This window comes from Deltaproteobacteria bacterium, from assembly GCA_016210005.1.
Taxonomy (GTDB): Bacteria; Desulfobacterota; Binatia; order HRBIN30; family JACQVA1; genus JACQVA1.
In genome coordinates this window covers 1-12,497 of record JACQVA010000220.1, presented here as the reverse complement: position 1 = coordinate 12,497, position 12,497 = coordinate 1, and the positions used below count along the sequence as shown (strand labels likewise).

Here is a 12,497-nt window from a genome sequence, read left to right as displayed (position 1 = left end):
TTCCCGCTTTCGCGGGAATGACAGATTGCGTCCCTTTCGGGAATGACAAATTGCGTCCCTTTCGGCCATGGGCCTCGGCCTGACGGTACACAGTACTGTCAGACTGGTGAGGATTTGCCCGGTCGGCTGCACGTTACCCACAGATTTGTCGCACACCCCCGGCCGCACCTGAGCGACCAGCGAGCTTGTTTCCGCCACTGAATTCTGGTTCAGTGTCTCTCCCGATTCGGCCATGCCCTCAACTGTCGCCAAAGCCGCCGCGCCCAATCGCTTCCAGCGCCGTCGCGATCGCACCCGCCACGAGTTGCTGCAGGCGGCGCAACGGGTGCTGGCGCGGCGCGGCTATCACGCGGCCAAGGTCGCCGACATCGCCCGCGAGGCCGACGTCGGCGTCGGCACTTTCTATCTCTATTACAAGACCAAGGAGGCGATCTTTACCGAGTTGGTGGACGAAACCGGCCGCCTACTGCGGCGGCAAATCGAGGCGGTGCGCGCGCGCGTCAGCGACCCGCGAGTTTACGTGCGGGCCAGCTGCGAGGCCTTCTTTCAGTTCGCCCACGAGCACCGGGAGCTGTTTCGTATCGTCTTCGGCCCCGGCGGCGAGTTTCACGAGGCGGTGCGGCGGGCACAGGCCCGCTTTGTCGCCGATGGCTTCGAGAACATCACACGAGGTATGAACCGCGGCCTGTTTCGCCGTAACCGCCCCGAGGTCCTGGCCCAGGCCCTCGTCGGAATCTCCACTCAGGTGGTGTCATGGTGGATCGACCAGGAGGCGGTGTCGCTCGCCGAGGTGACGGAAGCCGTAGTCGACTTCATTTTCCACGGAGTCGGCGGCGGGCGGCCGGCGAAGGCCAAGCCGGCGTAGCGCCGCCACCTGCTCGATCGGCTTGCGCGGCCGGACAGGGTTGATTCAGCCGGCGAATCACGGCAGGATCGGCGCCCGGAGTGAGCGATGGCTGACGTCTTACAACCCTGCTGCGTTGCCGCGCGCGAGGCTTACGTGCGGCGACTTGTCCTGGGAATCGTTAGTTATCCGGTGATCAAGTCGTTTCCCTGCCCGGAGTGCCGCCGGATCGTACCGGTCCGCCTTTATGCGCCGCCGGGGGAAGCCGGCGAAAGCGCCTGAGGCGGCGGCGTAGCCGCCGGCTCGCCGGCTATGAACCGCGCCCGCGCCCGGCGTTGGGCCACCGTCGCGGTTGCGCTCGGCAGCCTGCTGATTGTCATCACCATCTTTCGCACCAGCCTGACGGACGACGAGCCGTTTGCGTATGCCTACGGCCGGCGCGTTGCATTCGCCGGCTCTTTCGCGCGCACCGCCCCGATCGAGGGCTCGAAGTTGCCGGTGCTAGCGCTCAACGCTCTGCCAGAGCGGATCACGGCCGGGCTCGGGCTGGAGCGATCCGCGGCCGGCGCTTTGCTGCAGTGGGCCCCGTTGACCCCGCGCGAGCGCGAGTATCTGAGCGCGCACTTGCCGCTGTACGCCGGCCGACTTGTCACCATCCTCTTCTACGCCGCCACCTGCGCGCTGGTGTTTTGCTGGGGCATGGAGGTGTACGGGCCCGCCGGCGCGCTCGGGGCTACCGTACTGATCGCGTTCTTTCCTACACTATTGGGCCATGCCGGGCTGGTGACCACCGACGCTGCGGCCACCTGCACGATTTTCGCGGCGGTATACGCGCTCGCGCGCTGCTTGTTGGATCCGACGCTCGAGCGGATCGTGATCGCCGGTGTCGGCTGCGGCGCGGCGTTGCTGGCGAAGTACTCGGCGCTGGCGCTAGCGCCGTTGGCGGTGGTGTTGGCGGTAATCCGCACGTTGACGGCGGAGCCGATCGAGTCCAAGGCGCGGGTCGCCCATGCCAGCATCGTCGCGGTGCTCCTTGCCGGTGTGGTCGCCAGCACCGTGCTCAGTGCCGGGTACGCCTTCCAGCACCCGCTGACGCGCCTGAGCGACCTCGCCTGCGCCAGCCGTGCGCTGCAAACCTTGCAGGCGGCGATCGGCGCGCTCCCGCTACCGCTGCCGCGGGAGTTTTTGACCGGCCTCGACGTGGTGCTGCGGCTCGACCAAGACCGCACCGGCGGCGGTTGGATCTACTTACTCGGCGCCCTCAGCGATCACGGCTTCGCTTCCTATTACCTCATCGCCACGGTGCTGAAGACCCCGCTGCCGTTTCTGCTCCTGCTGCTCACGCGTCCGTGGCGCCGGCATCGCCGCTACAGCGACTGGGTGTGGCTGGCGCCGGTGCTGTGGTTGGCCGTGCAGCTGAGTCTGACGCTGAATTCGCAAGTGGGGCTGCGCTACTTGCTGCCCGCGTTTCCGTTCCTCGCGCTCTTGGCCGGCGCGGCTTGGGATCACGGCCGGCCACCGCGGTGGCAGCACGCCGCCAGCGCGCTCGCCGCGTTGTGCGTGTTGGAGACGGCGGCAAATTGCCCGCGCTATCTCTCTTACTTCAATCAGTTGATCGGCTCGCGCCAGCAAGCCTATCGCTACTTGGCGGACTCCAACCTCGACTGGGACCAGGCGCGCTTTGCGTTATGGCGATGGCAGGAGCGGCGTGGCGGGCGCCCGTACCGGCTAGAACCCCGGGAGCTGCCAAGCAGCGGCACGGTGGTGGTACGAGCCAGCGAGTTCGTCGGCGTCTTCAACCTCGAGAGCTACCGCTGGCTGCGCCACGCACAGGCGCGCTCCGCCGCTCGTGTGACCGGCACCATCGGGGACGCCTTTCTGGTCTTCGAGGTGGACCAGGGCATCGGCTCTTTCGAAAAGGGGGGCCGGCCGCCCGGCGAGGGGGGAGGCTAATCTCGCCGGGCTAAGCCGGGGTGGGGCTAAGAGAGCTGGTCCAAGAGCGTGCACGGCAAGCGCGGGTCGAGGTTTAGCGTTCTTTCGGGCGAATCGGGCGCTGGGAGCTCGGGGCGGTGCTCTTCGGCGGCGTGCTCGCAGGCCGCCGCAGCGCCACCAGCATCGTCCACCGCTTGTTCGCCTTTGACCACTTGCCCGTCGCAATCAGTTGCATGGCTCGTCACTCCTCACGTCGAACTGACCAGAAGAGATGGCAAGCGGTGTGCCAGGAGTTTTTCGCCGCCGCCCGCTGTCTGTCGGCCTGGTGGCGGACAAATCCGAACAGCCGGGCGGAGAAGTTTGAACGGGGCAACAGGGGCACGGCCCAAGGACTGCTGTTACCGCGCGGCCAGGAAATCCCCCTCACCGATCAAAGGACTGAACCAGATCGAGCAGGTGGTTGCACCGCTAACCGCAGCCGCCACCGGCGCGACCCTCACCAGCGCCGGCGGCCTCGAACCGCAAGGCGCGTGATTGCCGGCGAGGAGCTTTGCGGCGTAGCGGGCCGTCAGCTCAGCTTGCGCGCTAGTTCGCTCGCCAGCTTGCCGTCGTATTGGCCGGCGTAGCGTTGCTTGAGCTGTGCCATGATCGGGCCGATGGCGGTGGTACCGAGTTCTGCGGCCAGATCGCGGATCACCGCCTCGAGTGCGGCCGCGTCCAATTGTGCCGGCAGGTAGGCTTCGAGCACTGCTTGCTCGGCCCGATTCTGCTCCACCAACTCGTCCCGGCCACTCTTGGCGGCAAAGCCGGCGGCTTCGATGCGTTTGTTGACCTCTTTGCGGATCAAGGCAGCTACCTCCACCTCCGGCACTTCCTTGATCATCTTTTCGACTTTCAAATTCTTGACCGCGGCCAACACTCCACGAAGCACGTACACCTTGGTCATGTCGCGGCCTTTCATGGCCGCGCTGAGGTCGGCTTGGATCTGCGCTTCGCTGGCCATGGTTCAGCTCCCCAGGAAGATCCGCGTCACGGTGGCGCGGGCATCTTGCAGCGTGATCAGGCCGTCGCCGTTGGCGTCCACCCCGGGTGCGGCGGCAAAGCTGCCGCCCCCGGCATCTTCGGGCCGGCCGGTGTCGCTGTCGGCGAGCTGGCGCTGCAGCGCCACCAGGTCCGCCGCCCCGCGCCGCCCGTCGCCGTTGCCATCGGCGCGCAGTACGGCGGCGGCGCCGGAGTTGTTCACCACGGAAACGTTCATCGAAGTCTGGGCATAGTTGCTGGTCGCCACATCATAGCGTCCGTCGCCGTTGAAGTCAGCGGCGGCAATGGTCTTGGGCTGGCGGCTGACGGTGACGCTGCCGAGACGCGACAAGCGGTTGCTGTTCGTGCCCACCAAGACGGTGATGTTATTGGACACCTGGTTTGAGACCACGACGTCGGGGCGGCCGTTGCCGTCGAAATCGCGGGCGACGATCGCCGAGGGGGTATCGCCCGCCGGAATCGACAACCAGAAGGTCACGCCACCGGCGCTCCCGGCATAGACGGCCACATTCAGTTGCGGCTCGTTCGCCAGCGCCACGGCAAAATCGTCCGCGCCGTCTCGATTGAGGTCGAGCACGGCGATACTGGCGGGACCGCGCCCGACGTACAGCGGGTCGGACGTGCGAAAAGTACCGTCGCCGTTGCCGAGTAGAATCGAGATGTTATTCGAGCCGAAGTTGGCCACCAGGACGTCGTCGTTGGCATCGCCGTCGAAGTGGCCGACCGCCAGCGCCAGCGGGGTGTTTTGTACGGTCACCGTGGCGGCGCTGTGCAACGTGCCGTCGCCGTTACCGAGCAGGATCGAGACCGCCCCCGGCTCGCCCGTCGAGGCCACTGCCAGATCGGGGATGCGGTTGTTATCGAAGTCTCCCACCGCACACGCCAGCGGTTTCGGTTCGGTTGCAGACGAGCGGGCCGCATCAAACGTGCCGTCACCATGTCCGAGGAGGACCGAGACATTGTCGCTGTGGTTGTTGGTGGTCACCAGGTCCAGCTTGTCGTCGCGGTTGAAGTCGGCGAGCGCGAGCGCGTTGGGGTATTCCCCCGTTGCTACCGGAGTGGTGACGACGAAGCCCCCGTCCGAACCGGCAAGGAACACCTGTGCGCGGCTATCCGCGCCTGAGCCGAAGATCACCGCGAGGTCCGGCAGCGCGTCGTTATTGACATCGCCGGCCGCGGTTGCCGCGACGGCTTGGCCGATCAGCAAGTCCTCGACCGCCAGCAAGCGGCCCGCGCCGTGGTTGAGCAACACCGGCAGGTAGAAGGCATTCTGGTAGTTACGGGCGCCGACGACGGCATCGGGGAAGCCATCTTCGTCGAGGTCGCCGGCGGCAATCACTAGCGGTTCCTCGTCGGCCACAAATGACCTGGCCGGGCCGAACCCGCCGAGCCCGTTGCCGCGCAGCACACTGATGTCCGAACTGCGGTTGTTGCTCACGAGGGCGTCGACGTGCCCGTCCTTATCGACATCGGTCAGCACCACCCCGTTGGGGGTATTCCCGGCGCCGGCACTGGCGCCGGCGGTGAAATGGCCCTGGCCATCGCCGGTAAGCACCAGGATGCCGTCAAGCATCGAAATCGTTAGGTCAGGATGGCCATCTTCGTTGATATCAGCCGCGGCCACCGCCGTCGGCGCGACCCCCACGCTGGAGTCGATGCGCGCGCCGAAGCCGCCGGCGCCGTCGCCGAGGAACACGGAAACATTCGAGCTACCGCTATTGGCTGCCACCACATCGGGCCGGCTGTCACTATTGACATCGGTGATGAGCACACCCGCCGTGCTCGGCGTGCTCGGGGAATTCGTGCCGGTGATCATCGGCGCCACAGCGGTGAAGGTTCCGTCGCCGCGGCCGAACAATATGCTCACCTTGGCATCGCCCTCGCTGTTGCCCGCGCTGGCGACGGCCAGGTCTGCGAGCCCGTCGCCGTTGAGGTCGGCCGTGGCGATTGCACCGGGCCCGGCAACGGCCGTGCACTCACCCTTTTCCGCGGCCGTGCACTCGTCTTCCGCTTGCGGCAGATCCGAGTTGCAGGCCTGCGCCGGATCGAGGCTGCATACTCCCGGCAACATTATCGGATCGCCGGTGACCTCGAAGGTGCCCTCGCCGAAGCCCTTGAGGTAGGTCAGTGCCGACATGTTGCCGTTCGACACCACCGCATCGGGATTGCCGTCGTCATCGAACCGGGCGACAGCGAGGCCCATCGGGACCGAGCCGGCATCGTAGCGGCCCCACCAGCCCATGAAGCCGCCGCCGTCTCCGGTGATGACCGAAACCGAGGCGGTATCGGCGTTGGCCGTCACCACGTCCAGATGGTTATCGTTGTTGATGTCCGCGACCACGATCGCCGCGGGCTTACCGTCGAGGGAGTTAGAGTTGTCGGCGGCATCGAACACGCCGCCCACTTGCGCCAACACAAGACTCGGCATCACCATCGTCCAGCCCAGCACCGCTAAGCGGAATGCCCCCATACCGTCCTCCTCGCATGCTATTTAGTATACGCGATCGCCCAAGCGCTCCCAACGCACCCAGCGATCAGCGCCATCCCACGACCAGTAGATCAAGAAGGCCTTGCCGCGAATCTCGTCGAGACTGACGAAACCCCAGAAGCGGCTGTCATAGCTGCGGTCGCGATTATCGCCCATGACGAAGACATGATCGGGCGGCACCGCGGTGGGTCCGTAAATGTCGCGCGGCACCCCGCCGCGGGCGTCTTCCAGGCCATCGGTGAAGTAGGCGTGGGCATCATCGCGCGGGGTGCCATTGACGTAAACGCGCTTGTTGCGCACCTCGACCACGTCGCCGGCCACCGCGATCACCCGCTTGATGAAGTCCTTGCTGGGATCGACCGGATAAATGAAGACGATGATATCGCCGGGTTTGGGCTGGCCGAAGCTGAGCAGTTGCAGGCCCACCAGCGGCAGCCGGAGGCCGTAGGCCAGCTTGTTGACCAAGATGTGATCGCCGATCTGCAACGTCGGCACCATCGAGCTCGAAGGGATCTTGAAGGCCTGCACGACGAAGGTGCGAATCACCAGCGCGGCCAGCAGCGCCACCAACAGCGCCTCGGCGTACTCGCGCACGGTCGACTTACCCGCGGCCGGCAGCGCGCGCGCGGTGGCGCCCTTGGCCGCAATCGGCCCTGACTCTTCAGTCCCGAGACGCATCGAATCGCTTCCCACCCACCGGCACCGAACTGACCTCACTCATAGTCGATTCGCCTCTAGGCTTCCACCTTGAGCACGGCCAGGAAGGCCTCGGGCGGGATTTCCACCCGGCCGACCTGTTTCATGCGCTTTTTGCCTTCCTTCTGTTTTTCGAGCAGCTTGCGCTTGCGGGTGATGTCGCCGCCGTAGCACTTGGCGGTGACGTTCTTGCGCAATGCCCGCACCGTCTCGCGGGCGATGATCTTACTGCCGATGGCAGCCTGGATGATGACCTCGAACATCTGCTGCGGGATGAGTTCCTTCATCTTCTCCGCCAGCTCGCGGCCGCGCGGGTAGGCGCGTTCGCGATGGATGATGAGCGACAACGCGTCCACCGGGTCACCGTTGATGCGCACGTCGAGTTTGATCAGATCACCCGGGCGCAGGTCGAGGAACTCGTAGTCAAGCGAGGCGTAGCCCTTGCTGATCGACTTCAGGCGATCGTAGAAATCGAGCACGATTTCGTTGAGCGGCAACTCGTAGACCACACAGCCGCGGCCGCGGCCGAAGAACTTCAGCTCACGTTGCTGGCCGCGTTTCTCCTCGCACAGCTTGAGCACGGCCCCCAAGTAAGTCTCCGGCACGTGAATGGTCGCCAGGATGAAGGGTTCCTCGAAGGTGGCGATGCTCTGGGCATCGGGCAGTTTCACCGGGCTGTCCACCATCATCACCTCGCCGGTGATGGTGGTGACGCGATAGGCCACCGTCGGTGCGGTGGTGATCAGGGTGAGGTTGAATTCCCGCTCCAGGCGCTCGCGAATGACGTCCATGTGCAGCAGGCCGAGGAAGCCGCAGCGAAAGCCGAACCCCAGCGCCACCGAGGTCTCGGGCTCATAGGTGAACGAGGAATCGTTCAGGCGCAACTTCTCCATCGCCTCACGCAGCGGGCCGTACTGGGTGGTGTCGGCGGGATAGAGGCCGCTGAAGACCATCGGCTTGACCGCCTTGAAGCCGGGAAACGGCACGGCGGTGGGCCGCGCCGCCGCGGTGATCGTGTCGCCGATGCTGGTCTGGCGGATGTCCTTGATGCCCGCCATCACAAACCCGACCTCGCCCGCACTGAGCGCATCCACCGGCGTGGCACGAGGCGAGAAGACGCCGACGCGCGTTACCTCAAACTCGGCGCCGGTGGTCATCATCTGAATGCGCAGGCCGGGCTGCACGCAGCCGTCGAACACCCGTACCAGCACCACCGCCCCGTGATAGGGATCGAACCAGCTATCGAAGATCAACCCCTTCAACGGCGCCTGCGGGTCGCCGCTGGGGGCCGGAATGCGGTGCACGATGGCTTCTAGGACGTCTTCGGTCCCGATCCCGCTCTTGGCGCTGGTCTGTACCGCGTCGTGAGCGTCGAGCCCGATGATTTCCTCGATCTCCGCCGCCACCCGCGCGGGCTCGGCACTGGGCAGATCGATCTTGTTCAGCACCGGCAACACGGTCAGGTCGTTGTCGATGGCGAGGTAAGCATTGGCGACGGTTTGGGCCTCCACGCCCTGCGAGGCGTCGACCACCAGCAAAGCGCCTTCGCAGGCCGCCAAGCTGCGGGAGACTTCGTAGGCGAAATCAACGTGGCCCGGGGTATCGATCAGGTTGAGCTGGTAGCTTTGGCCGTCGCGCCCCTGGTAGCGCAAGCGCACGGCGCTGGCTTTGATGGTGATGCCGCGCTCGCGTTCGAGCTCCATGCTGTCGAGGATTTGCGCCTGGCGTTCGCGCTCGCTGATCGCGCCGGTGAACTCCAGCAGTCGATCCGCCAGCGTCGACTTGCCGTGGTCGATGTGGGCGACGATCGAGAAGTTACGAATGAATTGCAGATCCATGAATTGAGCAACCGTGGCCGGCGCACCCCGCGCGCGCCCGAGCGCCGCCACGCCGCACCGCTACCTGCGTGTATCGGCGTGCCGCGGTGGTTTCAAGGCCGGCACTAATGCTGTCCACCCCGGTCGCGGAACCACGCCACCGTCTGGCGCAGCCCGTCGGCGAGCGCCACCTGGGGCCGCCAGCCGAGCACGCGCGCAGCGGCGGCGGCATCGATGACACTGCGGCGCTGCTCGCCGGGCTTGGCGGGCCCGTGCTCGGCCGGCGCCGCTGCGCCGCAGAGCCCGCGCAAGTGCTCGTAGAGTACGCTCACGTCGGTTTCACGGCCGGTGCCGAAATTGAGCGCACCGCAGTAATCGGTGGTGAGGGCAGCGAGGTTGGCGCGCACCAGATCGCCGACAAAGACGTAGTCGCGCGTTTGGGTGCCGTCGCCGTTGATGATCGGCTGTTCACCGCGCAGCAGTTTCTCCGCAAAGATAGCCACCACGCCGGCCTCGCCGTGAGGATTCTGACGCGGGCCGTAAACGTTGGCGTAGCGGCACGCCAGGTAGGGAATGCCGTAGGCGGTGGCGTAAAAGAACAAGTAGCGCTCGCTGGCCAGCTTGGCGACGCCGTACGGGCTCACCGGCGCCAGCGGATGGCTCTCCGGCGCCGGAAAGGCTTCCTGCTCGCCGTAGATCGCGCCTCCAGTGGAGGCGAGGACGACCCGCTGCAGGCCGTGGCGGCGCCCGTGTTCCATCAAGTTAAGCAAGCCGACGATATTGACGCGGGCATCAAAAACCGGGTCCGCCACCGAGCGCCGCACGTCCATCTGCGCCGCGTGGTGGTTGAGCACCTGCGGCCGCTCGCGCGCGAACACTTCCCCGATGGCGGGATCCTGCACGTCGAGCTGCACGAACTTGGCCCGCGGGTTGAGGTTCTCACGCCGGCCTGACGAGAGATCGTCAACCACCACCACCTCGTGGCCGGCGGCCACGTAGGCGTCAACGATGTGTGAAGCGATGAAGCCGGCGCCGCCGGTGACCAGTATTTTCATGCACGATCCTGGCCGAGCAACTGGCGGAAGTACTCGATGGTACGCAGCAGGCCTTCCTCCACCCCCACCTTCGGCTCCCACTGCAAGACGCGGCGGGCCTTGCTGATGTCGGGCTGGCGGATGTTGGGATCGTCCTTGGTGCGCTCGTCATTGGGCGTCACGAACACGATTTGCGATTGCGTTCCGGTGAGTCGTTGGATCAGCTTGGCGAAGTCGAGCACGGTCATCTCGCTGGGGTTACCGAGGTTCACCGGCTCGCTCTCGGCGCTGTTGAGCAAGCGCACGATGCCGTCGACCAGGTCGCTGACGTAGCAGAAGCTGCGCGTGCGCGAGCCGTCGTCGTAGACCGTGAGCGGCTGCCCGCGTAGCGCTTGGGCGATGAAGTTGGTGACCACGCGGCCGTCGTCCGGCCGCATGCGCGGCCCGTAGGTGTTGAAGATCCGGCAAATCCGCGTGTCGATGCCGTGGTAGCGATGGTAGGCCATGGTCATCGACTCGGCGAAGCGTTTCGATTCGTCGTACACGCCGCGCGGGCCGATGGGGTTAACGTTGCCCCAGTAAGTCTCGGGCTGCGGGTGCACCTGGGGATCGCCGTATACCTCCGAGGTCGAAGCCAGCAGGAACTTTGCTTGCTTGGCGCGCGCCAAGCCCAGGGCCTTGTGCGAACCCAAGGCACCGACCTTGAGCGTGGGGATGGGCTGTTGCAGGTAATCGACCGGGCTCGGCAACGAGGCCAGGTGCAAGATGGCGTCGAGCGGTCCTTCGACGTAGATGAAGTCGACGACGTTGTGTTTGATGAAGGAGAAGCGTTCGTGCCCGACCAGGTGCGCGATGTTGCGGGGATGGCCGGTGGACAGGTTATCGATGGCGATGACGGTGTGGCCGTCGGCCAGCAAGCGATCGGCGAGATGCGAGCCGATGAAGCCGGCACCGCCGGTGATGAGGATGCGTTGCGGGCTCACGGCGTAACCGGGAGGCGGCCCACCGAATAGTAGATGAAGCCGAGTTGGCGCATCTCGCTGGGCTCGTAGAGGTTACGGCCGTCAAAGACTACCGGATGTTTCATCAGCTGGCGCATCCGTTCGAAGTCCGGCCGGCGGAACTCGTTCCATTCGGTCATGATCAACAGCGCATCGGCGTGGTCCAAGGCCTCATAGTTGACGCGGTGGTACTTGATGCGTTCGCCGAAGATCTTGCGCGCCTCGGCCAGCGCCTCCGGATCATGCGCGTGCACGTCGGCCCCGGCTTGCAGCAACGCTTCGATCACCGGCACGGCGGGGGCTTCGCGCATGTCGTCGGTGCGCGGCTTGAAGGCCAAGCCCCAGACGGCGAAGCGCATGCCGCGCAGGTACTCGCCGAAGTGCTGCGTGATCTTGGCCACCATCGTGCGCTTCTGGCGCTCATTGACGGCTTCGACCGCGCGCAGCATGGCGAAGTCGAGCCCCTGCGCCTCGGCGGTGCGAATCACCGCCTTGACGTCCTTGGGGAAGCACGAGCCACCGTAGCCGACACCGGGGAACAGGAAGTGATGGCCGATGCGGCGGTCCGAGCCGATGCCGCGGCGCACGTCGCTGACATCGGCGCCGACGCGCTCGCAGAGGTTGGCGATCTCGTTCATCAGCGAAATGCGCGCCGCCAGCATGGCGTTGGCGGCGTACTTGGTCATCTCGGCGCTCGCCGGCGCCATGGTCAGGATGGGGTTTTCGTTGCGCACGAAGGGGCCGTACAGCTCCTTCATCAGCTCCGTTGCCCGTTCGCTGCTGCTGCCGATGACTACGCGGTCGGGCTTCATGAAGTCCTCGATCGCGGCGCCCTCTTTGAGGAACTCGGGATTGGAGACGACATCGAACGGATGCGCAGTGCGCGACGCCATCACCTGGCGGACGCGTTCGGCGGTGCCGACCGGGACTGTGCTCTTGTCGACGATCACGCGGTAGCCGTCCATGGCCTCGGCAATCTCCGCCGCCACCCGCATCACCGCGCTCAGATCCGCGCCGCCGTCCCCGCCCTGGGGCGTGCCGACGGCGATGAAACAGATCAACGAGCGGCGCACGGCATCGCGCAGCTCGGTGCTGAAGCTCAGGCGCTTTTCGGCCACGTTGCGCTTGATCAGCTCCTCCAAGCCCGGCTCGTAGATCGGCACCCGGCCCTCGCGCAAGCGGGCGATCTTGTCCTCGTCGATGTCGACACAGATCACATCATTGCCGCTTTCGGCGAAGCAGGTGCCCGCCACCAGACCCACATATCCCGTGCCGACGACGCAGACTTTCACTGCACTTCCTCACTTCCCGCAGCAAAAAAGGGCCTGACGGCCGCAAGGCAAGCCAGACCCCTTCGAGCAAGCGGGAGTCATCAAAATCCGCCGGAGCTATAGCGGCGGCCCGGCGTGAAGTCAACGCGAGCCCGGTGCGGTGCGCGTTTGGTGCCGGGTGTGCGACAAATCTGTAGGTAACGTGCAGCCGACCGGGCAAAACCACACCAGTCTGACAGTACTGTGTACTGTCAGGCCGAGGCCCATGGCCGAAAGGGACGCAATTTGTCATTCCCGAAAGGGACGCAATCTGTCATTCCCGCGAAAGCGGGAATCCACGGCACCGGCTCGCTACCACCCGCCAGCGCTACAC

Annotated in this window: 11 protein-coding genes; 4 read left to right on the top strand and 7 right to left on the bottom strand. The window is 65.6% G+C overall.

Going from position 1 to position 12,497, the window contains the following annotated elements:
- The first annotated feature begins 232 nt into the window (after nt 1–232).
- The 4 genes from HY699_21200 (at nt 233) to HY699_21185 (ending at nt 3,310) form a co-directional block, all read left to right on the top strand.
- Nucleotides 233–865 (top strand): TetR/AcrR family transcriptional regulator, encoded by a 633-nt coding sequence (locus tag HY699_21200; GenBank protein MBI4518325.1) that lies wholly within the window; start codon nt 233–235, stop codon nt 863–865.
- Between the two features lie 87 nt (nt 866–952).
- A complete protein-coding gene (locus tag HY699_21195; GenBank protein ID MBI4518324.1) occupies nt 953–1,126 on the top strand; it encodes a hypothetical protein in 174 nt (57 codons plus the stop codon).
- A gap of 30 nt (nt 1,127–1,156) precedes the next feature.
- Entirely contained in the window at nt 1,157–2,797 is a 1,641-nt protein-coding gene (locus HY699_21190) for a glycosyltransferase family 39 protein (protein MBI4518323.1), read from the top strand.
- A 339-nt stretch (nt 2,798–3,136) separates the two neighbouring features.
- Nucleotides 3,137–3,310, top strand: coding sequence for a hypothetical protein (locus HY699_21185; protein MBI4518322.1), 174 nt, complete (start codon nt 3,137–3,139; stop codon nt 3,308–3,310).
- A 34-nt stretch (nt 3,311–3,344) separates the two neighbouring features.
- Here HY699_21185 and HY699_21180 read toward each other — a convergent pair whose 3' ends face one another.
- The 7 genes from HY699_21180 to HY699_21150 form a co-directional block, all read right to left on the bottom strand.
- Nucleotides 3,345–3,779, bottom strand: coding sequence for a GatB/YqeY domain-containing protein (locus HY699_21180; protein MBI4518321.1), 435 nt, complete (start codon nt 3,777–3,779; stop codon nt 3,345–3,347).
- Nucleotides 3,780–3,782: 3 nt separating this feature from the next.
- Nucleotides 3,783–6,287, bottom strand: coding sequence for a VCBS repeat-containing protein (locus HY699_21175; GenBank protein ID MBI4518320.1), 2,505 nt, complete (start codon nt 6,285–6,287; stop codon nt 3,783–3,785).
- 21 nt (nt 6,288–6,308) lie between these two features.
- A complete protein-coding gene (gene lepB / locus HY699_21170; protein ID MBI4518319.1) occupies nt 6,309–6,983 on the bottom strand; it encodes a signal peptidase I in 675 nt (224 codons plus the stop codon).
- Nucleotides 6,984–7,039: 56 nt separating this feature from the next.
- Nucleotides 7,040–8,839 carry an elongation factor 4 gene (gene lepA / locus HY699_21165; protein ID MBI4518318.1) on the bottom strand — a complete coding sequence of 600 codons (1,800 nt, stop codon included), beginning with the start codon at nt 8,837–8,839 and terminating at the stop codon, nt 7,040–7,042.
- Between the two features lie 104 nt (nt 8,840–8,943).
- Nucleotides 8,944–9,873, bottom strand: a complete 930-nt coding sequence (locus HY699_21160) for an NAD-dependent epimerase/dehydratase family protein (GenBank protein MBI4518317.1) — start codon at nt 9,871–9,873, stop codon at nt 8,944–8,946.
- Nucleotides 9,870–10,835: an SDR family oxidoreductase gene (locus HY699_21155; GenBank protein ID MBI4518316.1), complete on the bottom strand. Its 966-nt coding sequence runs from the start codon at nt 10,833–10,835 to the stop codon at nt 9,870–9,872. The genes HY699_21160 and HY699_21155 overlap by 4 nt, the downstream gene beginning before the upstream one ends.
- Nucleotides 10,832–12,145 carry a UDP-glucose/GDP-mannose dehydrogenase family protein gene (locus HY699_21150; GenBank protein MBI4518315.1) on the bottom strand — a complete coding sequence of 438 codons (1,314 nt, stop codon included), beginning with the start codon at nt 12,143–12,145 and terminating at the stop codon, nt 10,832–10,834. The genes HY699_21155 and HY699_21150 overlap by 4 nt, the downstream gene beginning before the upstream one ends.
- Nucleotides 12,146–12,497 lie beyond the last annotated feature (352 nt).

Coding starts and splice junctions, on each gene's coding strand:
- HY699_21160 (MBI4518317.1), bottom strand. CDS start 9,873: ATGAAAATACTGGTCACCGGCGGCGCCGGCTTCATCGCTTCACACATC.
- HY699_21195 (MBI4518324.1), top strand. CDS start 953: ATGGCTGACGTCTTACAACCCTGCTGCGTTGCCGCGCGCGAGGCTTAC.
- HY699_21190 (MBI4518323.1), top strand. CDS start 1,157: ATGAACCGCGCCCGCGCCCGGCGTTGGGCCACCGTCGCGGTTGCGCTC.
- lepB (MBI4518319.1), bottom strand. CDS start 6,983: ATGCGTCTCGGGACTGAAGAGTCAGGGCCGATTGCGGCCAAGGGCGCC.
- HY699_21180 (MBI4518321.1), bottom strand. CDS start 3,779: ATGGCCAGCGAAGCGCAGATCCAAGCCGACCTCAGCGCGGCCATGAAA.
- lepA (MBI4518318.1), bottom strand. CDS start 8,839: ATGGATCTGCAATTCATTCGTAACTTCTCGATCGTCGCCCACATCGAC.
- HY699_21200 (MBI4518325.1), top strand. CDS start 233: ATGCCCTCAACTGTCGCCAAAGCCGCCGCGCCCAATCGCTTCCAGCGC.
- HY699_21175 (MBI4518320.1), bottom strand. CDS start 6,287: ATGGGGGCATTCCGCTTAGCGGTGCTGGGCTGGACGATGGTGATGCCG.